Annotated in this window: 11 protein-coding genes; 2 read left to right on the forward strand and 9 right to left on the reverse strand. The window is 63.6% G+C overall.

Going from position 1 to position 22,134, the window contains the following annotated elements; translation table 11 throughout:
• Positions 1-129: 129 nt before the first annotated feature.
• The 7 genes from HYT87_05785 to HYT87_05815 form a co-directional block, all read right to left on the reverse strand.
• On the reverse strand, positions 130-633 hold the full coding sequence (locus HYT87_05785; protein ID MBI2059266.1) for a hypothetical protein: 504 nt from the start codon (positions 631-633) through the stop codon (positions 130-132).
• Between the two features lie 3 nt (positions 634-636).
• Positions 637-1,218 carry a lytic transglycosylase domain-containing protein gene (locus HYT87_05790; protein MBI2059267.1) on the reverse strand — a complete coding sequence of 194 codons (582 nt, stop codon included), beginning with the start codon at positions 1,216-1,218 and terminating at the stop codon, positions 637-639.
• A 49-nt stretch (positions 1,219-1,267) separates the two neighbouring features.
• Positions 1,268-1,705 (reverse strand): hypothetical protein, encoded by a 438-nt coding sequence (locus HYT87_05795; protein ID MBI2059268.1) that lies wholly within the window; start codon positions 1,703-1,705, stop codon positions 1,268-1,270.
• A 9-nt stretch (positions 1,706-1,714) separates the two neighbouring features.
• Positions 1,715-2,116 carry a hypothetical protein gene (locus HYT87_05800; GenBank protein ID MBI2059269.1) on the reverse strand — a complete coding sequence of 134 codons (402 nt, stop codon included), beginning with the start codon at positions 2,114-2,116 and terminating at the stop codon, positions 1,715-1,717.
• Between the two features lie 42 nt (positions 2,117-2,158).
• Positions 2,159-16,258 (reverse strand): VCBS repeat-containing protein, encoded by a 14,100-nt coding sequence (locus tag HYT87_05805; protein ID MBI2059270.1) that lies wholly within the window; start codon positions 16,256-16,258, stop codon positions 2,159-2,161.
• A 23-nt stretch (positions 16,259-16,281) separates the two neighbouring features.
• Positions 16,282-17,118, reverse strand: coding sequence for a FecR domain-containing protein (locus HYT87_05810; protein MBI2059271.1), 837 nt, complete (start codon positions 17,116-17,118; stop codon positions 16,282-16,284).
• A 224-nt stretch (positions 17,119-17,342) separates the two neighbouring features.
• Positions 17,343-17,702, reverse strand: coding sequence for a hypothetical protein (locus HYT87_05815; protein ID MBI2059272.1), 360 nt, complete (start codon positions 17,700-17,702; stop codon positions 17,343-17,345).
• Between HYT87_05815 and radA the strand changes: the two genes are divergently transcribed.
• The gene (gene radA / locus HYT87_05820) at positions 17,679-19,238 is read left to right on the forward strand and encodes a DNA repair protein RadA (GenBank protein MBI2059273.1); all 1,560 of its coding nucleotides are present in this window, start codon (positions 17,679-17,681) and stop codon (positions 19,236-19,238) included. The two genes, HYT87_05815 and radA, sit on opposite strands and share 24 nt — an antisense overlap.
• A gap of 8 nt (positions 19,239-19,246) precedes the next feature.
• Positions 19,247-19,819 carry a hypothetical protein gene (locus HYT87_05825; protein MBI2059274.1) on the forward strand — a complete coding sequence of 191 codons (573 nt, stop codon included), beginning with the start codon at positions 19,247-19,249 and terminating at the stop codon, positions 19,817-19,819.
• Here the strand turns inward: HYT87_05825 and HYT87_05830 are convergent.
• The gene (locus HYT87_05830) at positions 19,816-20,457 is read right to left on the reverse strand and encodes an MBL fold metallo-hydrolase (protein ID MBI2059275.1); all 642 of its coding nucleotides are present in this window, start codon (positions 20,455-20,457) and stop codon (positions 19,816-19,818) included. The two genes, HYT87_05825 and HYT87_05830, sit on opposite strands and share 4 nt — an antisense overlap.
• Complete coding sequence (gene recJ, locus HYT87_05835) at positions 20,441-22,036, reverse strand: single-stranded-DNA-specific exonuclease RecJ (GenBank protein ID MBI2059276.1); 1,596 nt, start codon at positions 22,034-22,036, stop codon at positions 20,441-20,443. The genes HYT87_05830 and recJ overlap by 17 nt, the downstream gene beginning before the upstream one ends.
• Positions 22,037-22,134 lie beyond the last annotated feature (98 nt).

Below are 22,134 nucleotides of genomic sequence, written 5' to 3' on the forward strand. Positions count from 1 at the left end.
AACTTATAGTAGGACTGGAGCCATCCTATAGAGGCTAAGAGCCTCTAACAGAATGCCGATTCGTAGGGGAGCATCTTCAGATGCTCCCTCTTGTCGGGAGGGTCTGAAGACCCTCCCCTACGCATTCTGTTAGCAGAACTGGAGGAGGATGCGCACCCGGTCGGACGCGGCGCGTTCAGCTGTGCCTGTGACGGCACGAACCGGGGGTTCCTCGGCCCTTGCCTTGATCCGCTTGTCCAGGTTCTCGCAGCCAACGGTCCGACCGGTGGAGTCGCAGGTGCTTCTCATTTGCATGATGAGGTAGTTCCGGGCGGTGCCGGCCCGGTTGCGGGCGAGCTTCTCATCCCGCCCGGCTTCCGCCGACGAAAGTGAGGCGCCACCGACCAGCAAGACGGAGACGTGGGGCTGCTTGGTGAGAACGCGGCCAAGGCGCCGAAGCGTCGAGACGGATTCGCCCTTCAAGTCCGCCGAGCCTGCCGGGAAGATCAGGCCGGCTTTGATCTCCAGCGCGAGCGTGTTATCCACCGAAACCCAAGCCACTTCACCGAAGGATTGTTGGAGCTCGCGGAGCAGCGGGCTTTCATCGATGGCGAGCGAGACCAGCGCGGTGACCCAGAGGATTGGATTCAACATGCCCTAGGCCTCTTCCCAGCAGATTTGGAGATCGAAACCGGCCTTCACCCACTCCCGCAGAACGCCCATGCTGTAATCCCGGCCGATTTCCGCATTGCCGGTATGATATTTCCCCACGGCTTTCAGGAAGTCGAGAGGGTGAAAGTCGAGCAGGCGTCGAAGAATGCGGGCGCCGGTTTCCACATTGCGGTACGGGTTGAGGAGATCGGCGATGGAGAGCCCGTAGCGCGATTTCCAGATTGTGTAACTTACCTGCATGAGGCCGACATCCACGTTGGACTTGGCCCGGATGGCGGACGTGAGGGCATGGTCGCGGCTGGGGGGGAACACAGCCTGACCGTCCACGTTGAGCGCAAAGGGGCGCAGCCCACTTTCACGACGGGCAATGGCGTAGAGGAGTTTGGGGCTGATGCCGTTGTTCAGGCCTGCTCGGGTGAAGGGGTCGCCGCAGATCTCACCGGCGCGAATCTGCATGGGTGTTCCGTTCGCCGCCCCCGAAGCGGAGCGGATGGGGGCGGCCAGTGGGACCCCGGGGAGACCGGAGACGACGGCAAATAGGAAGAAAGTGAAACAGAAAATGCGCACGAAAGCTCCCAAGTATTGTGGTGAATTATAGACGTTGTGTTGTCTGTGGTCAAACGGACTTGGCGCTTCGGTTTTTGCGACGCCTCCGCATGACGATGAAAACTCCAACAAGGACAACTGCCGGAACGATCCAGGCCCATGGCGGCACGCCGCCGACTCGAAGGGGATACGAAAAGTATTCCGTCGCCCCCAGCGTGGAGAGATTGACACGGAGGATGTAATCACCGGATTTCATGTCTCCCGGGAGCCGGCCCAGAACGGCGTCGAAGGATTTGGTCTCTTCGCCTTTCAGGTCCACCAGCCCGATGCCACGATGCTGAAGCCAGTGGCCTCCCCGGTCCTCCATGGCGGACACCCTGAACCAGCGCGGGAATACGGTGGGATTGCGAACTTCGGCCTGTACGACTAGCGGCTCACCCGGACTGAGACGCTCGGGTCCGCCCAGGTGGTATTCAAGTTGGCCGAGAGTACCGGTTTTCTCGAACACCCTTGCGGGTCAGGCGGCCTTGCGCTCGAGGTTTTCCACGCGCCGCGTCAGATTCTGGATGGCCGCGTCTTGCTCCAGCCGGTCCTTCCCGACAAACTCGGCAATTTGACGCATCGAGGTCTCAATATTGCCCAAGCGCACGGAATGCTCCCGAAGACTCTCACCATGTTCCCGAAGGATCTGACCGTGTTCCCGAAGGATCTGGCGGTGTTCGGAGAGTTCGGACTTGATCGCGCCGAGTTCCGACTTGATGCCATCCAGCTCGCCGAGCTTGCCCTTGATGAGGCCGAGTTCCGACTTGATGCCATCCAACTCGCCGAGCTTGCCCTTGATGTGGCCGAGTTCACCCAGCATGGCTTGGAGGAGTTCGTTCGTTTGGGCGAGGCCGTTTCCCTTGCTCCCCTTGGTCATGTGGAAATCCTAGCGCAACAGGGGACCGAATTCAATACGGGGTCAGTTCCCGGTGCGGGCGGCGTTCTTTTGGAAGGTGGGCCAGGAATGGGAAGCGGTGCCGCTGCCGGCCACGGTGATTTCGAAGACGTAGATCTTGTCGTCCGCGGAACCGACCACGAGCTCGAGGTTGGAATCCGCGTCCAGGTTGGCCAGCGTCGGTGAGGAAAGGGCCGCTGTTCCCGCGACGATCGGCCAGCCGTCCGCTTCGGTATTACCATTGGCGACTTCCCTCGCCGTGATCTGTCCGTTCGGCCGGGCGATGACGACTTCCTGAGTTCCGTCGTTGTCGACATCGGCGAGCATGGGTGAGGCGGTCAAGACCCCGAGACCGGTGACGGGCCAGTTCGAGGCGCCTGAGGCGTTGGAGCCGGTGGAGCCGTCTAGAATATAGACCTCGCCCGCCTGTGTGGCCACGATGATTTCCAGCGGAGGGGAGGCGCCGAGGACGTTGGCTACGGCGACGGAAGCCGTAATGGACGGCGCGCCCGCTATCGTGCGGGTTGTGACCGCGCAGGAGGCGGTATCCAAGATATGAATCTTGCCGTCATTCGAGGCCACGATGATCTCCAGCGCGCCGTCGGCATCCACGTTGGCCACGACCGGTGAATTATTGAGGGCGGCGGACGAGCCGCCGTCCACATCCGCATTGCCTCCACAGACGGACGAATCCAGGCCCGTCGCTCCGGTCAGAATGCGGATTTGGCCGTTGCCCGTTCCCACGATCACTTCGTTTCCGGCCGAACCGCCGACATCCGCGATGGCCGGCGCCGCATTGGTTCCGGAAATTCCCGCAAAGGTCCTGGACCACTGCGTCGCGCCCGTCCCGAATTCCACCGCATAGACGACCATGTCTCCGGCGCTGGTGCCGTGGACGACGACTTCGACGGCGCCGTCGCCGTCGATATTGCCCACCGCGGGAGTGGAGTTCGCTCCCACGCCCGCGAGTGCGATGGTCGGCGTGGCCGACGCGGTGTTGTGCTCGAAGAAGTGGAGGTTTCCGTCGGACGCGGCGATGGCGAACTCTCCCTGAGCGTCGCCGGTGGCCAGATTCCCTCCGGCGGCGGATCCGGCCGTTACGCTGCCGCCGAGCGCGGTGGGCCCGAACACGTCGGTATCCGTATTCGTGAGTGTGTAGAGATTTGTGCCGGCCCCTTCGGCGGAGGCAGCGATGATTTCGCAGATGACGCTCGTGCTGTTGCAGGAATCGGCGCCGGTGTCCAGATTCATGACGAGCGGCGCGTTGGATACGTCCGCCGCCGGAGCGGTCGATCTCGGCCACTGGTTGCCCCCGGGGCACGGGCCCTCCCGGCCGAAGACGATCTCCACGGAAGGCGGGGAGGAGTAGGATGCGCTGTTGCCGGCGGGGTCGCTGGCGGTGATGACGATGGGACGGTTCGGCTGAGTCGTTTCGGTTCCCGCTATGGTGTAGGAGTAGGAAAGATCCATTTCGTTGTTGCCGGCGTCGTCCGAGCAGGCGGCGAGGCAGGAGGCGGCATTTCCGTCCACCGTCACGGACGGACTGGGCGCCCCGCAGGCAAAGGCCGTCTGGGCGCACCGGATCCCTTCGCCTTGGATGGTGAAATCGATCTGGATCACGTCGCACTTGGCGAGGGGGGTCGCGGCAACGGGCGTGTAGACGAGGTTGGCGAAGACGGGCGCCGTCGTATCCACCCGCATGGTGTTGCCCGAGGAGTAGGTGACTTCGTTGTAGACGACATCGCGCACGATGATCTTGTATTGATAGCAACTCCCTCCGGCCACCGCATCCACGAAGGAGCTGCCGCACGTTCCCTGCGTGGAGAGGGGATTGAACGCCCCGGGGGCCGCGCATGTACCGTCCGCCTGGATGGCGGCCACGCTGCGCTGAAGTTCGCAGCTTCCGATCCCGGAGACCGGGGGACCGCCGGCGTCGACTCCGGTGCCCCAGGTGATGGTCGGTCCGGTGGAGCTTGAGTCTCCGTTGGTGTAGCTGATCGATCCGCCGGCGGGTGCCGCGAGGTCCCGAATGACGCTGAAGCTGTTGGTCGACGAGTTTCCGGCTTTGTCATTGCAGGTGACTGTGGAGGCGGCGCTGAACGTGCTGGCCGGGCCGAGTACCGCATCTTCCCAATTGTAGGTTTGCTGGTAGGGCGTGGCTGAATCTACGGCGCCCGCTGAAACCGTGGCCAGAAAGGTTACATTGTCCATTCCGCCCGAATCCGTTGCGCCGACGGTGACGATGAAGCTTCCATCCGTCGAGTTGTTGTTGTACCAGACCGTCGTGGTGGAGACGGCCTGTTGGTTGATATCCGGATTCTCGGCGATGGTGGGTGCCGGGCAGGTGGGGTTGGTGGTGTCGATGACGAGATCGGGCGCCATGGCGGCGGAGTCGGCCGATTCGTTTCCGGCTGTGTCGGCTGAGCGGGCGACGACATTGGCGTAGGACGCCGGGCCGAGGGCCGAGCTGGTGCAGGACCACGCGCCACCTCCGCCGGAGGTGACGGAACAACGCTGAGTTCCGCCGATGTAGAGGCGAATGGTGGTCGTGGCCGGCCCGGTCCCGTTGAAGAGGGGGGTTGTGGCGTTGGTGATATTGTCCGTTGTGGAGGAACCGGAATCGCTTCCGGGGTCCAGGTCCGGTGCGGCGGGAGCGACCGGCGCGGTGGTGTCGATAGTGACGTTTAAGGACGGCGAGTCCGGCCCTTCGTTTCCGGCTGCATCCACGGAGCGGGCGATCACCGTGTGGGTGGCCTCACCGAGGGCGGTGCTCGTGCAATTGGTGTAGTCGCCCAGCCCGGTTGTGTCCACGGTGCAACGGAGGGTATCGGGGCCGGTGGTATAGATTCTGACCTGCCCCGGGGGGGGGGCAGCGCTGGCCGTCAGGTTCTCGAAGGACGGCGTCGTGTCATTTGTGATGTTGTCCGTGGAGGAGCTGCCAGAATCGCTGGCGGCCATGAGGTCCGGCGCCGAAGCCGGGGCGGCCGGCGCCGTGGTGTCGATCACCAGATCGGGCGACAGGGCGGCCGAGGCTGCCGATTCGTTTCCGGCGGCATCCCTGGTGCGGGCGACGACGTCGTTGTACGTGGCCTCGGCAATGGCGACTCCCGGCGTACAGGCCGAATAGGCGCCGAAGCCGTCCGTCGTGTCCGTGCAGCGAACGGATCCGCCGACGTAGACCCGGACGATTGTGTTGATCGGCCCGGTGCCGCCGAAAGTGGGTGTGGTATCCGTGGTGATGTTGTCCGCGCTCGATTTTCCGGAGTCGCTTGCGGCTTGGAGGTCGGGCGTGCCCGGCGCAGCCGGGCCGGTGGTATCGATTTGGATCGGATTGAGGGTGGGCGAATCCGCCGATTCGTTTCCGGCGAGATCGACGGAGCGAGCGGCGGCCGAGTAGCTGTTTTCGGTGAGGGCGCTGCTGGTGCAGGACCAAGCGCCAGCGCCGCCGGCGGTGGTTTCGCACACCTGGGCCGCATTGAGGTAGAGGCGGACTTTCTCGTTAAAGGGGGCGCCCGTGCCGGAGAAACCCGGGGTCGTGATGTTGGTGATGTTGTCTATGCTGGACGTGCCGCTATCGCTTGCCGCGTCGAGATCGGGGGCTCCCGTGGGGACGGCCAGCGCCGTCGTGTCGATCGTCACGCTGAGGGTGGCGGAGTCGGTGCCTTCGTTCCCGGCGAGATCGACCGAGCGTGCCGTGAAGCTATAGGTCGCTTCGCCCAGAACGGAGCTGGTGCATGCGCTGTAGTCTCCGGCGCCGTTCGTATCGACGGTGCAGCGGAGCGTGAGCGGTCCCGCTGTGTAGAGTCGCACCTGTCCGTTCGGCACCGCGCTGCCGGTGAGGTTTTGGAACGTGGGTGTGGTCAAATTGGTGTAGTCGTCCGACGAGGAGGTACCGGAATCGCTTGCCGCGGTCATGTCCGGCGCGGACGCCGGAGCCGCCGGCGCCAAAGTGTCGATCGTAAGGCTCAGACTAAGAACGGAATCCGGAGAGATGTTGCCGGCGAGATCCACGTTGCGCGCGGTGACCGTGTACGCTGCGTCTCCCAGCGCGGGCGCGGCCGTGCATGCCGAGTACAAACCGGTGCCGTCCGTCGTCACGGTGCAGATCGGGCTGCCGGTGGCGTACAGGGTGACGTAGGCGTTGGTGTCCGCCCCGGAGCCCGAGAGTGTGGGCGTGTTGTCGCTGGTGGTGTTATCCGTGGCGGATTTCCCGCTGTCGCTGGCGGCGTCGAGGTCCGGAGCGGCGGTGGGACCGGCGGCGGGCGCGGTGGTATCGATCACGAGATTCGGCGACATGGCGGGCGAGTCGGTCGAGGAGTTTCCCGCGAGGTCGACTGATCGCGCCGTGATGGTATAGGTGCCGTCGGCGAGCGCGGGGGCGAGTGCGCATCCGGAGTAAGTTCCCCCTCCGAGGGCGGTCACGCTGCATTTCTTGACGCCATCGACGAAGACTCCCACGACTTCCAAGGGGGGCGCGCCGGAACCGGAGAACGTGGGCGTGGTGGTCTTGGTTATGTTGTCCGTGCTGGAAGCGCCGGTATCACTGGCGGCGTCGAGGTCCGGCGCGGCGGTGGGGGCCGGCGCGGGGGCGACCGTGTCCAGTGTGATGCTGAGTGCCGGGGAATCGGGAGATTCGTTTCCGGCGGTGTCCACGGAACGGGCGGTGATGGTGTACACCACGGCGGCTCCGCCGGCGAGGGCCGGGCTGATCGTGCAACCGGAGTAGTTTCCGCCTATGTCCGACGTGACTGCACAGTTTCCGTAGGTACCGTTCCAATAGATTCGTACGCTCGTATTGGCGGGGGCTCCGCTTCCGAGGAACGTGGGGGTTGTGATGTTGGTGATATCGTCCGTGTTGAAGGTGCCCGAGTCGCTGGCGGGATCGAGGTCTGGGGCGGAAATGGGCGTTCCCGGCGGAGAGGTATCGTAGACCCAGAGGGTATTGTCGAGGAGGCCGGCGTTTCCGGCGAGATCGGTCATGGCGAGCCGCACGGTGTAGGTTGTTCCGTCGATCAGCGTATCGTTGGGATCGGACGAGACGCCGGTGACGCCGCAAGCAGAGGAGCTGAGGTCCCCGCCGACGAGGTTCGGCGCGCACGATTTGGCGCCCGCGCTTTCGAAGGTTGCGTTGAACGTGATGATGTGAGGGCTGAATATGTCCGCCGGTCCCGCCGTGCGCGTGAAAGTAATTTTGACCGTGCCCGAGATCGCGTTTTCGGGAATGTTGAATGCCGTGGTAATCGTCGCGTTATCCGCTCCGCTCGCGGCCGGCGCGGTGAGAGAGGGGGCGGGAACTTCTGTGTCGAACGTAATTGCGCCGGCGGTTACGGCGGAGGCGTTGACATTACCTGCGCCGTCGCGGGTCCAGACGTACATGGTTACGGAAGCGGGTGGACTCCCCGTTCCGCTCATCGAGACGCTGGTGGGTTCCGGAGTGGTCCATGTGGTGCCGCCGGTGCAGGAGGATGAGGTCGGCTGGGTCGTTTGGGTATCGCTCAGGCACCAACCCGAAATGCCGCTGGTCGCGTCCGACTCTCCGGCGATCGTGGCGTTGATCGGATTGCTGTTGGAATACGTGGCTGCGTTCTGCCCGGCGGCGGGAGAGGGATCGGCGACCGTCAGGGTCATGCCGCTCGTGGGCGCCGTGAGATCCAGCGTGATCGCGTCGGATACTGTTCCCACGTTGACATTCCCCGCGCCGTCGCGAACCCAGACGTAGATCGTCTTGGCGGCGTCGCCACCGCTCAGCGTGAACGTGGTGGGTTCGATGCCGACGAAGCAGGCGTTGGTGGCGGCGGGTTGGGTGGACTGGGTTTCGCTGAGGCACCAGCCGGAGATTCCCGATTCGGCGTCGGTATCTCCCGTGACGGAGGCGGTGACGGGATTCGTGTTGGTGTAGGTATCGACTTGGGCTGCGAATTTGGAGGGGTCGGACGCGTCGAGCGCTGGATTGCCGGGCACCGCTTGATCCAGAGTGATGGCAAAGGACACCGCGGGGAGGGCGTTCACGTTCCCGGCCGCATCTCTCACCCAGAGATAGACCGTCTTGAGGCCGTTGCCCGCGGTGAGGGAGAACGTGGCGGGGGCGGGGGTGGTCCACCCTGTGCCGCCGTTGCAGGTGGCGGCCGTGGGCTGGGCGGCTTGAGTTTCGCTCACGCACCAGCGGTCGACTGCGAGATTGTCCGTTGCCGTAATCGACGTGTTCACAGGGTTTGCGTTTGTGGTTGCACCTTGTCCAGTGAAAGTGGTCGGGTCCGCCAGGCTCAGGATGGGAGTTCCGGGTGCCGTGGCGTCGAGGGTGATCGAAGCGCTTCCGGCGGCGGCGCTGACGTTGCCGGCGGAGTCTTTGAACCAGGCGTAGACCGTCTTGCAGTTTGGTACGGCGCAGTCACCGACCGAGAGCGAGAAGGTCGTCGGTTCCGGAGTCGCCCACGTGCCGCTCGGGCAGGTCGTCTCCGACGCGGCCGCCGCATTTTCCGTCAGGCACCATCGAACGACATCTCCGCTCTCGCCCGTGATCGTGGCGGACACAGGATTGTCGTTGGTGTAGGTGGCGGTGGTGGGAGTCGGATCGGCGAGGGCGAGCGAAGCATTGGGGGGGGCCGTCCGATCGAGCGTGATGGATCCCGAGCTTTGAGTGGTGTTGATTTGGCCGGCGGCATCCTGCACCCAGACGTAGACGGTTCGGGCGCCTTCGGTGCTCGTGGGCAGTGTGTATGTGGTGGGTTTCAGGGCGACCCACGCGCCGGACGGGCAGGTGGCGGCTGTTGCAATCGCAGGATCATCCGTGACGCACCATTTGACGACGTCGGGTGTATCGGTGAATGCCAGGGTGAGCGAAGTGTTGGGGCAGGGGCCCACGGCGCAATTGTTGGTGACGGTGGTGCTGCCACTTTCCGGATCGGTGAAGGTGATGGCAATGGGGTCGTTCGGCGGGCCGGTGTCGAGTGTTATCGTGTCCGTGGCGGCGGCCGTGCTGACGTTTCCCGCGCCGTCGCGCAGCCAGAGGCGGGCCGTCTTGAGGACGTCGCCCGCGGTGAGGACGTTGACCCCGTCGGACTGGGGCGTCGGGGCCGCGAGATTCCAGCCGGTGCCGTCGACCGGGCCGCTGGCGGCGAGACAGGAACCGGCTGTGGGTATTCCGGCATTCTCGGTAAGGCAATAGCCTGAGACTCCACTGGCGGCATCTGCCGCGCCTGCGATGCTGACCGAGACGGACCGTTCGTCACTGAGCACTTGGCTGGACGTTGTCCGATCGGTGATATCCACCGTCAGGCCCGTCCCCCCCCCCGCTGGAGCGGTGGAGTCGAGGGTGATTTGCGCGCAGGTGGCGCCCGGGCAGGCCGTACCCGCGCTGACGTTTCCGGCATTGTCCTTGAGCCAGACGTAAACGGACTTGAGGCCGTCCGCGCCGGTGAGGGTGCAGCCGGAGGCGCCCGGCGGCAGTGCGGAGGTCGTCCAGTTTGAAAACGTCGGGATGCATTGACCCGTGCAGGTTGATTCGGGGGGCGCTCCCGCGGTTTCTCTCAAGCACCATCCTGCGATGCCATTCGCGTCGCTGCCGCCGGTGATGGAGACGTCCACGGTGGCGGTATTCGTGTAGGTGGTGGTGACCTGGCCGGTGAAAGAGGACGCCGGCGGATCGGCCAGGGAAGCGGCGGTGGGATCGGCCGGCGGCGTGTTGTCGATACGGATGCGCTCCGGATCCGTGTCCGCCATCGTGGCGGTGTTTGAGTTTCCTTTGACGCCGGCCTGATTGGTGCAGTCGTTAGCCGCGGCGCCCCGGCCGACGGCGGGGGTGGCTTGGTCGCAGGCGGTGACGGTGAGGAGCTTGTTGCCGTCCGCCGTCATGGCGCCCGCAGCGGGCAGGGTGGTCGAACCTTCGTAGATTGCGGTGTCCAGATCCACGTAGCAGACCCGGTTGAGGACCACGGTGCCGCCGGCGGTGACGATCGGGGAGAGATCGACCGTCACGTAGCCGTCCACCCCCAGCAGCGTCATGTCGTCGGTCACCATCACGGTCAGGGTAAGTTGGTCGCCTGCCTTGTAGTAAAGGCTGGTCTGCGGGAGAACGAGTGCACAGGGAGTCGAAGTGAAGTTGTCGTTGCTCTTGGAATGGACGATGCCGGGCGGTTCGATGACCGGTTTTTTTCCGTCGAAGAAGTATCCCGGCGGAGCGGTGGGCGGTCCACCGCTCGATGGGGGGTAGTATTTGGAGCTGGGACCCGTGGCTCCGACTGATCGCATCGCGACGTAGTAGAGGGAATTGGGGGGCAGAATGGGGGGACCGTCTACGACGGCGCTGATCGCGGTTCCTGAGATTCCGGTCTTCGGACTGGGCGCGACGTTGTAGGGGGGTTCGCCGCCGACAAAGGCCGTCGGCTTGTAGTGGATTTCGTATGTGGCGGGGTTGGTTGCTGTGCCGCCGACGTCCGGGGGAGACCACCGGACGACGATCTGGGTTTCCGTTCCGCCGTTGGCATTGCCGAGGATGGTGGACGTATTCAACACGGTCGGGGCGGGGAAGGGGGTGGTGGCGGATGTGATTACGCTGTAGTCGCCTACGTTGCCGGCGACTCCCGATTGAACGGCTTGGACGGCGAAATAGAACACCTTGTCGATATTCACGCCGCGGATGATGATCGGGAGAGCGCTGGACGGAACGTTCTGGATGGGGGCGTCGCATGTTCCGCTCAGGGCGTCGCAGCCGTCGCCCGTGATGCCGCCGACGGAGTTGGGCGGGACATCCGTGCCATCCATGGGCACCGAGCCGTCGAAGTCATAGTAGAGGGTGTACTGACTTGCGCCGGTCACGGTGCTCCAGTTGACCAGGAAGCAGGCGATGCGTTGCGGAGCGTTGGTGGGGTTGGAGCAGGTTTTTCCGCTCACGACGTCGCCCACCAGCATCGGAGTGATGGTGAGCGTCGGCCGGGCCAGCGGGATGAGGCTTTGGTTGGAGGCGTAGGGGCTCTCGGTGCTTGTGGCGAACGCTTTGACGGAGAAGTGGTACTGCACGCCGGATGTGAGGCCGGTCAGCGTGAGGTCGGTCTTGGTGGACGGGATCGGTCCGAGGCCGCCGGCCGTGCTCGCGCCGGCTGCGCAAGGGTCACCTGCCGCCGCGGCGAGGCTCTCGCAGGTGGCGGAAACAGCTTCGCAGGTGGCGGCCACGCCGCCTTCTCCGGTCGTTTGAACGTACGGTGCGCCGGCGGTGTCCGTGTCATAGAAGACTCTGTAGCAGGTTGCTCCGGTGACTGCATTCCAGTCCACCTTGGTATTCACGACGCCGTCGATGACGCTGGCTCCCGTTTCGCCGGTTACAGCGAAACCGGTTGGCGTATCGAGGCCGGAGGTGGTGGTCTTCTCGGGTGAGAGGGCGCTCTCCCCCTCGCCATTCTCAAGCGCGCAGCCTGAGCCGCCCGTCAAGCAATCGCCGTCGTCCTTCATTGCCGAAATGGCGAGGTAGAACGTGGTCGGGGTGGAGCCGCTGGGGAGGTTGAACGTTTGAGTGGTGGTGGAGCCGGAGGTGATTACGTGGGGCGAGGCGCCTTCCTGGAACTGCGTGCCGGTGTACGGGGTGCCGGAGTTGGTGTCGTAGTAGATGCGGTAGCCCGTGGCGTCTTTGACGCTGCACCATGTCAATTGGACTTGAGTTCCGTTGGCTGTGGCCGAGAAACAGAGGGGGGTGGAAAGGGGGATAGCGTTTACGGTGGGCGGGCTGGAGCCATTGAGGTCGGCAAAATCGCTATGGTTGCCGCCCGCCTCGGCCACCGCGCTGAAGCAGTAGCTTTCACCGACCGCCAATTGATCGCCGTTCTTGAGACAGGTCAGGGTGATGTTGGACGACGCGGTAGTGACGCCGCCGGAGATGCCGTTGCAGGCATCGGCATCCGCATTGTAGTTCGTGGTCCAGGCGCCGGCATTGTCTCGGGTGACGGCGGTACACGCGGCGGCTGTCTCGCGGCGGTAGTAGACGCGGTAGCTCAGCCCTGACAGACCCGTCAGGGCGTTCCACGTGAGGGTGGCCTGGCTGGTGGCGGTGGTGACCTTGAGGTTCGTGGGCGTGGCAATCAGCGTTCGGGCGGAGCCGGAGTTGGTGGCCAGGTCGCTTTCCCCGCTTTCGGCGTCATCGCTCCCGGGCGGTCCTGGAACGATCGCGTAGGAGTCATTGATCGTGTTGGCCGCGGACACGGCATAGTAGTAGGTCTTGTCGGCTTGGAGACCGGAAAGTGTGAACGTGCAAAGCGTGGGTGCGCCGGAGACGCAGCCGGCCGCCACGGGTTCGCGCACAATCGGGGAGGTTCCTTCGGCGGCCCCGATGCCGGTGTAGGGCGCTCCCGCGGAATCCGTATCGTAGTAGATCTTGATTTTGTCGACGCCATTGGAATTCGTGGTGGTCCAGTCCGTGTTGAATTGGAAGGTGAGAGTAGAGGCGGTCAGCTTGGCCGTGCTGCCCGCGCCTGCGCCCACGAAGGTCGGATCGACGACCCCTGTCGGCACGGCGATCGGGATGCCTTCCCGATTGGGAAGAAAGGGGTCGCCGCAGTTGTTGACGGTGGAGTTGGCGCCGGGGTCGGGGGTCAGTTCGCAGGGGTCGTCGGCCCCTGCCGGCGCGGGAGGGGAGGCCGGCAGCGGGGGGGCGCCCTTTACCGCTACGATGCCGAAACAGTATCGAGTGCCGTTCACCAGGTCGATTCCACTGCCATCCTTGGTGGCGGTGTAGGACGTGGAGGTCGAGGTGATCACCTTTTTCGGAACGTCGGGTGGGCAACCGTCTGCATCCTCGGCATCGACAAAAACCTGGTAGCTGTCCGCCCCGGTCACGGGGTCCCACGTCATGACGGCCTTTCCCGTTCCCAGGGTTACGGCGAAGTTGGCGACCCTCGGGAGGAGCGTGGTGAGTCCGATTTCATCCATCGGATCGCTTTCGTCGCCCGCGGTGGTGACCGCAGCGGCGGCCAGATAGTAGGAACTGTTCGAGGGGAGGCCGCTCAGGGCGCATCGCTCGTTGATGCCGTTGTTGATGCAGGACGTGTTGACGAGTGTCGACGCTCCTTCGGTGGCGCCGGTCCCTTTGTAGTCGGAAATCTTGAGCGTTCCGGCGCGAGAGGCGGTGTCGTAACCCACTTTGTACGTGGGACAGGCTTCACCCGACGCACACGATCCGTAGGATGGGCAGATGGCCAGCGGGCACACCCCGCGCTGCCACTCGAAGACGAGCCGGGCGGCCTCGATGTCCTTTTCATGTTTGTCGACATAGGAGGCCATCACCGGTTTGGCCAGCGGCGTGGCGGCATCGTTTGTTTGATTGCTTCTTCCGCTGCCGTTCACGGCGACGGTCGAGAAGTAGGCGGTTTGACCGTTTGAGGGGAACGACGCTCCCACGGGGATGGCCCGCGTTTCGGGACAGACGCCGGCAGCCGTGGTGCCGCAACCTGGGGTGCCTGCGACAGCGCAGAGCGTCATGGAGGCGCAGGAGGTGGTGACGACGTTGGAGACCGGTTTCGCGAGGTGGTCTTCGGCGAGGGACACATTGTTCCAACGGATTTCATAACCGCCGGTGGCGCCCGTGACGGCGTTCCAACTCAACTCGACTCGACCGGTTCGGCCTTTCGCGATGAAATTGGCCGGCTTGTCGATGGGCAGCACGGTGATCTGTGAAGAGAGGCTGCTGTCGGTCCGCGCGTCCGTTCCGCTCCGGAGAGCGGAGACAACCGCATAGTAAGCCGAACTGTTGGCGAGGCTGGGGAGCGTGGCGCATCGGGAGGTTCCCGCAATGGCTGCCGGACAAGTGGCGGTGACCGGTGTGCCACACCCTGCATCGGCCGGGCAGCTTGACGTGGAAGTTTCCATGGCCAGCAGACACGAAGTGTAGACACCGCTCGACGTGCCGTACTGAATCTTGTAGCAATCCGCCTTGTCCACCGCGTCCCACTTCACCGGGCCTTGGCCGGTCAGGTGAGCGGGGCCGAGCGCGTTTGAGAGGGAGAGGAGTCCGAAGCCCGTGGGCGCGGCCAGCGGGGTCACGATAACCTGATCGCTCAGCCGTCCTTCCGTTCCGTCGGAATTCGAAGCGGAAACCCTCAAGTAGTAGGTGGTCGCATTGATCAGTTTCGTGAGTGTGGCCGAGGTGGACGCCGCCGCGATGGGGGACGGGCCTTCACCGGCGCCCGTGCCGGCATATTTGGCCGGATCATTCGTGCCACTGGCCGTGCTGTAGTACACCTTGTACTGGACCGCTCCCGGGATGCTGAGCCATTTGAGGGAGGCTGCGGCCGTGGAGCCGGCGACGGTGAGCGCGGGGCGATCGGGCGGGGAGAGCCGGGTTTTCACCGAGGTGAGATCGCTCTCCGAGCCGGTGTCGATCACGGCTGTCATGGCGATCTTGAGGGTAACGTTGGGTGCGAGCCCGGTGACCGTGACTTTGCACGGCGTGGTCGCGCAGGCGGCGGCGTTGTTTTCGGTTTTCAGCGGAATTCCGAGGACGGACTCCGCCGCGGTTGGGAACGCCGCGAGAGGACCGGTCGGCCCCACGCCCGCGGGAGGCGTTGAAGTCGCAAAGAAACGATAGCCGGTCGCCTTGTCCACTTTATCGAACGTAAAGGTGACGGCGAGGGAATCGCTGGGCAGGTCTACGCCCAGGGTGTCCACGACGTTCGGCGGCACGGCGAGCGGCGTGGAGGAGACTTCCTTGGAATAGGCGCTCTGAGCGAGATTGTTCTGCGCGCGGACACTGAAGAAATATTCTTTGCCGTTGTCGAGTCCCGTCACCACCGCCGTGGTGTCCTTCGTGATGAGCGGACCGGGATCGTCCTTTTCTCCGCAGGAGAGATCGTAGCAACTGTCGTCGGTCTTTCGCGCGGCCGTTCCGTAGAAAACGGCATAGCGAGTTTCATAGGCGGCGGCGAGCGCGCTGCCCGGCTCGACGCCTTCCGGCAGTTCCGGCGTGATCAGCACGGGGTCCCAACTGATTTCGACGCGCCCGGTGCGGCCTTTGGCCTTCACATTTTGGGGGGTGGGATAGGGCACAGCCACCGGCCGTTCATCGCCGTAGTTGCTTTCCGAGTTGGTCGATCGGTTGGACGCTCGAACGGTGACGTAGTATTTCGTGCCCTTCCGAACACCGGCCAGCCGGAGTTCGATTTTGCCCCCGACCGTGGCGGTTGAGGGCGTGAGAGGGGAAATTTTGTCTCCGATCCGTCCGTTGTAAGGCGGTCCCGGCCCGTCCACGTCGAAGTACACTTTGTAATCCGTAGCCCGCTCGACGGGATCGAACGTGAGGATCATGGTGGCGTCTTCGATCTTGGCCTCAGGAAGGGTGGGTTGCCGGATCGTCGTGGCCGAAGAAACATCCGAGTACAGGCTCGCTTCGTTGTCGCTCAGCGCGATGAATTTGAACTGGTACTCGGTGTCGTCCGTCCATTCGAAAGTCGTCGTTCCGGCTTCGCAGTCGTCCCCCCCGGGCGGCAGGGAAACGGCGGTCTTGCGTGTCAAGCAGACGGCCTCAAACGACTCGGAGGACGATTCCTTGGCGCAGACCCAATAACGAGCGGCGGTGGGGATGGTATTCCAGGCCAGCTCCGCGGATTTCGTGCGGCCGGTGACGCAGGCCTTGCTGTCATTTTGTTCGCAGCGGGACCACGTGGGTGTGACGCCCGTCATCGTGGGTTGGAGCTGGACCACGCCGACGTCCGTCACGCCGCCGGCGTTGATGGTGGTTCGTTTTCCTCCAAGGTAGAGGGGCTCATTTCCCGCTCGCGCTCGGATCACGACATCCACTTCGCCGCCCGGCGCCGTGATGACGGCCGAGGCCTTGCGGTCGTCGAAGCGGAACGATTGGCGGAAGATGGCTTTGGCAGCCAGCGGATCATCGGGGGGGGCGTTGCAGTCCACCTTCTGATTTTCCGGTGCTCGCTGCGGACTCGGTTCGAAGATCAGGACATCGAGCGTGTCCGGCTTGGCGGCGGCGGCCTGTTCGCGAATCTCGATCCGGAAGGACAGCTCGGTGTTGCCCCCGTCGGACTTCCCGCCGAAGCAGCTCGCAAACGTGATGAGTGAGGAGTGAAGAGTGATGAGAAGGAGGCGGCGAAGAGGTTCGGCGATCGGCCCTTCTTTCACTTCACTCATTACACTTCACGCATCACGCCCGGTTACCATCGGATCTCCAGCGTCCCTTTCGTGGGGTCCTGCTTGGCTTGGGGGACGGCCCCCGGAGCCTGCGGTGGGTCCACGAGACTGTCGAGCAGGGCCTGGCGCGCAATCGAGGAACCTGTGGCCAGGGGGCTCGGCAAGCTCAGAGGGCTCATCGCCGGAGTGATGTCCGGACTGAACTTCACTTCGGTCTGTTCCCGCATGGTTCCGAGAGTTTGATCGGACGGCACGTGGCCCGGAGCCGGGGGTTGCCCCTCCCGAACCTCCGACTGTTCCATCGTGCCGAGCGTCACCGTTCCCGGAGCGGACGGATCGTTGTTGGTCACCGTCACGCGACCTTCGATGACGAGAACCTGCGTTTCGCCCGTATCCGGATCGACGCTGACGATGAGGTGAGTGCCGCGGACGCCGATGGTGGCCGTGGCGGTTTTCACCTCGAATCGATTTCCATAAGCTTTGAGTTTTGTGATGATCGCCCGGAGCGTGCCGCCGATGAGATTGAGCACCGCCGAACGCGAGCCGCGCGCGGCGTCGTAGTCAAACGCTCCGAAGTCGAGCGTGGCGTTGGAGCCGAGGAGAAGGATCGATTCATCCTTCATCACGATTCTGATTTTTCCGGCGGGACCGGTGCGCACGCGATCGCCTGCGCGAATGATATCGCCCTGCCGGATGGTGCGCGCCTCCCCGCCGCCACCCAGTTCGACTGTGGCTTCGCCCTCGATGGCCACCACGGTTCCGATGGCGCTCGATTGGGCCTGGGCGGCGAGCGGAAATCCCATCGCAATAAGACAGAAAGCGAAGAGACCGGTAACTTTGAGCAGAACTTGACCTTTCATATCTCCTCCCTTACCTTGGCAATTAACGTGCCACGCGATTGCGGATCGCACGTAAACATAAATATATTAAACATATTACAGCAATCGCCATGTGATGCGCGACACGCCGCCGATCCGATTGGGGCCTGCGAAGCTCCGTCACTACATTTTGGGTAACTTTTTTTACACCGGGGCTGAGAAGGCAATTTGGAAGTTGAATCAAGTTGTTAAGATCGTGATGGGAATCACATCCCGCCTGCGGCTTGGACGGGAGGCACCAGGAATAGTTCGGCTCCCGGTTTCAGCCAGTCTTTCTGGTCGAAAGTGACGGAACGATCGACCATCACTTCGCCGTTTGGACCGAGAGTGGTTCGGAAGCGTATGACGGAAGGTCTTCCGGATGCGATGGCCCGACCCTCCGCGTCATAGGTTGCGGAAGGATCGCAGGGACACGCAAGGACTTGATCGGTGGGTTTCCACTCCAACCGGCATGCCGGGGATGTGGCGGGTGCGAATCCGGGGGGGGGGCATGCAGGATCCAAGGAGAAGACCCGCCCCGTTTTTTTCACGACGAGGACCGGATGGTCTTTCGGTCCGCGCAGCACCGGTGTGTTCTCCGCGAAGGAATCCGGGAAGCCTACGACAAATCGGGGAGAGGGCGGGATGAATCGGAGGGACAGGAAGCCGATGGTGAGGATAACGGCGACAGCGACGGCAGACACTACGCTGGCGCGCCCGTTTGTGTTCACGAGATTGATTTTATACAGTCCGAGCGGGTTCGCAACGTGAAGACGAAGACCGTGTTCATCTGCCAGTCGTGCGGGGGCCAGGCTCCGAGGTGGACGGGACAATGTCGCTCTTGCGGCCAGTGGAACACGCTTGTTGAGGAGATAGGCGAGAGGCGGGAGGCGAGAGGCGGAAGGGAGAAGGCGGGTTCGATCCGGCCCGTGCGGCTGGATGAAGTCAAACTCAGCGAGACGCCGCGAATGGCCACGGAGCTGGCCGAATTCGACCGAGTGCTTGGGGGGGGGATGGTGCCGGCTTCGGCGGTTCTCATCGGGGGCGAGCCGGGGATCGGGAAATCCACGCTGCTCCTGCAACTCGTGCACTGCGCCGGAAAAAACGGCAGACCCGCTTTGTACATCACCGGGGAAGAATCTTTGGAACAGATCAAGCTGCGAGGGGATCGCGTCGGAGTGACGGGGTCCACTGCCCTGTTTCTTTCAACCACGGCCGTGGAGGATGTGATCGAGGCCATTGCGCAGACGAAACCGGGCGTGGTGGTGGTGGATTCCATCCAGGTCCTCCGTCACCCCGAGTTGGAATCCGCGGCGGGGACGGTCGGCCAGATTCGGGAAGTTTCCAATCTCCTGATCGAGCAGGCCAAGACGCGGGGGTTTGTTCTTTTTCTGGTGGGCCACGTGACGAAGGAGGGGGCCATCGCTGGGCCGAAGATCCTCGAACACATGGTGGACACCGTGTTATATTTTGAAGGGGAGCGGAACGGTCCGTACAGGCTGCTCCGTTCGGTCAAGAACCGGTTCGGCCCGACGCATGAGATCGCGTTGTTTGAAATGCAGGCGGAAGGTCTGAAGGAGGTGAAGGAGCCATCCGCGTTTTTCCTCTCCCAGCGGTCGGTCGGTTCGCCGGGCAGCGTGGTCACGGTGACGATGAAAGGAACGCGGCCGCTCCTCGTGGAAGTCCAGGCGCTGACGAGTCCGGCGGGATACGGTTTTTCCCAGCGGACGTCGATTGGAGTAGATCGCAATCGGACGTCGCTCCTGATTGCCGTCCTGGAGAAATTGGCTGGAATGTCCCTGGGGTCCAATGACATCTTTGTGAACGTGGCCGGGGGCGTGGAGATCGAGGAGCCGGCCGCCGACCTCGCGGTAGCCGTGGCCATCGGATCGAGTTTCAGGAACAAGGCGCTCGCGGCGGAGACGGCGGTGTGCGGGGAGCTGGGGTTGGCCGGAGAGGTGCGAACCGTGAGCCACTTGGAATCGAGAATCAGGGAGGCGGCCAGGCTCGGTTTCAAGAAGATGTTGGTTCCTCGATCGAAGGCCCTCCCTTCCGTGGCCGGTCTTGAAGTTCTGCCGGTGGCTCACGTGGATGAGGCCCTCGCCGAGGTCCTGGGGTCGTAGTTTCCCGCTTGCGGCGGATCACCTTTTACGGCCTTCTCTTTCTCGTCTCCTACGGGCTGCTTCGAGTCGGTTGCATCGAGGGGGCGGTCAGTCCGGATCGGCTGGCGGTCCTCTATGCCGGAGTGTTGGTCCCTCTGGCTCTGGCGCTGACACTGGTCGTGGCCGTCTTGATTTTCGGGGGACTGGCGCTTGCGCGTCGCGTTTCCTGGCCCCACGTCCGGTGGTATTTCGTGGATGGCTGGCTGGCCTCCGCTCTCGTCCTGGCGCTTGTCCTCGCGCTCCTGACGATTCCCCTCCGGAACACGATGCAGCTCGGGTCTGTAGGGGTGGTGCGGCTCCTCGTGGATCGGGCGATTCCGAAGGGCGTTGCCGCCCCACAGCGAGAAGCGGCTTGGCGGGTTTTCGAGCGGTTCTGGACGGGGAGGTTTCTGCCGGCGGTTGCTTCGAAGAACACGCCGGATTGGGAGCGGGCGATGGAATTGCTGGATGATTTCCTGGTGGCGTTTGGCGACGGCATTCAGCCGGGCGAATTGGAGCGATTGGAGCGGGAGGTGGAAGCGGTCCTCCCTCCGGCCCGTTAAGTCAGCTTCAGGAAATCGGACATTGTGGCGGAGGTGAGGTAAGGGTTTTCGCGTTTCTCATCCGCCAGGGTGGAGGTGGGCTTGTCCGCGTAGTGGTGGCCGGGCAGGAGGACGATTTGATCGGGAAGGTCCCGGAGCTTCTTCATGGTGTGATACATTTCTTCGTCGCTCCCTCCCGGAAGATCGGTCCGACCGCAATTCCGGATGAAGAGCGTATCCCCCGACACCAGCGAATTCCGCACCAGGAAGCACTGTGATCCCTTCGTATGGCCCGGGGTGTGCATGAAGGTGATTTCCAGCCGGCCCAAGGTGAGCGTTTCACCGCCTTCGGTTCGGCGCAGGTCGCCCGTCATGCCCTTTAGGAATCCCGCCTCGCTTTTGTGGACGTGAACGCGAGCGGCGCGGAGTTCGAGGAGCGGTTCCACGCCGTTCACGTGATCGAAATGGGCGTGGGTGACGAGGATGTGCTCGATTCGATACTCGGCCACTTCGGCGGCGCGGATGATTGCCTCGATGTCCCACGCGGGATCGACGATGGCGGCGAGGTGGGTTTCCGGACAACCGATCAGGTAGACGAAATTCTGCATCGGCCCGAGCTCCAATTGCCGGATGAATACTTCGTCAGGCTTCGGCTTCATACGCTCTCCACTGACGTACTCTGAGCCCCAGGGTTGATTCTCCGCGCCACACGCGCTTTTCAAGCGTAAACGCCACGTCTGCGCGACGCGGGAATTCCGGCGGGGCTTCCTCGATGGCCCTCATCGTGCCTTCCATCGTACGCGCGCCGCGCCGCAGGCTCAAGAGGAGCATCCGACTCCGGAGCGTTCGAGAAAGCCTGATCTCAACGTCCGGCGCGAAGAAAACGGGTCGTGGGTTTCCCTCGCCGAACGGTTCGAGCCGTTCGATTTCGTCGACTTTTTCACCGGAGATCTCCTCGAGGGGAAGCCGTTCATCCAGCCAGAAGGGGCCTGGCTCCACATGTTCCAGGGCGGCCCGGACTTCGGCATCGAAAGCGGAACGAAACGCCGGGATCTGGGTGGATGCGACGGTCAGACCGGCGGCCTGTTTGTGGCCGCCGAACTTGACGAGATGCGATCCGCACGCGGCGAGGACACGAACGATATCGAGGCCGGGAACCGAGCGAACGGAAGCTTTTCCCACGCCGTCCCGCACGGCGATGAGCACGGCGGGTCGATGAAAGCGTTCGACCACGCGGGCGGCAACGATCCCGATGACGCCGGGATGCCAGTCCTCTGAGGCCAGAACCAGGCCGGCGGAGTCTTCGGCCACCTGGGCCATCGCGCCGGCGATGTGATCCTCTTCGATCGCCTGGCGCCGCTGATTTTCGCGGTCCAGTTCGCCGGCCAGCGAGTCCGCCTCTTCGGGGTCGAGGGCGGTGAGCAGCCGAAGCGCGCGACCGGCGTCCCCGAGGCGTCCCGCCGCGTTGATGCGGGGAGCGAGGTAGAAGGCCAGGGCATGAGCGCGGAGGTTTGCGGGATCCACACGGGCTTTGCCCATGAGAGCGCGGAGGCCGGGCTTGGAGGTTCCAGCCATCACAGAGAGTCCATGGTGGACGAGGATCCGATTCGCTCCTCGAAGCGGAACGACGTCTGCTACCGTGGCCAGCGCCACCAAGTCGAGATGCTGTCGGAGATTGGGCGGCGCCGAGCTCCCGAATCGGCCGTCTTCCTTGAGACATTGTCGGAGGGCGGAGAGGAAGAGAAATGTCAGCGCGGTGGAGCAAAGACCTTGATCGGGATATCCGGAATCGGGCTTCTTGGGATTAAGGAGCGCGAACGCAGGCGGCGCTTCGGCGCCGACTTCATGGTGGTCGAGGACCACCACGTCCATCCCGAGCGATCGCGCGTGGCGGATTTCCTCGATGTTGGTGGTGCCGCAATCGGCGGTGAGGAGAAGACCCACGCCCCGGGCATGGAGGGCATCGACCGCCGTGCGATTCATTCCATAGCCGTCACGCTCTCGATCGGGAATGTAAGTTTCGATCGGCTCGTTGATGGCTCGAAAAAACCAGACACACAGCGCGGCCGACGAAATTCCGTCCACATCGTAATCTCCGAGAATGCCGATGCGTTCGCCTTTGTGGATGGCCCGCGCCGCCCGTTCGGCGGCTTCCCGCATCCCGTTCAGCAGAGTCGGGTGAGGCAGATCCTCCAGGCGGGGATTGAGGAAGGTGTGGGCTGTTTCTGATTTCGTCATCCCGCGCGCACAAAGAAGGCGCGCCTGGAAGAGTGAGCGATCGAGCTCGGTGGAGAGATGCGCGGCCGCCTGGGGATCGATTTCACGAAAACGCCACG

The sequence above is a fragment of the Nitrospirota bacterium genome, assembly GCA_016180645.1.
In the GTDB taxonomy this organism is placed as follows: Bacteria; JACPQY01; JACPQY01; order JACPQY01; family JACPQY01; genus JACPAV01.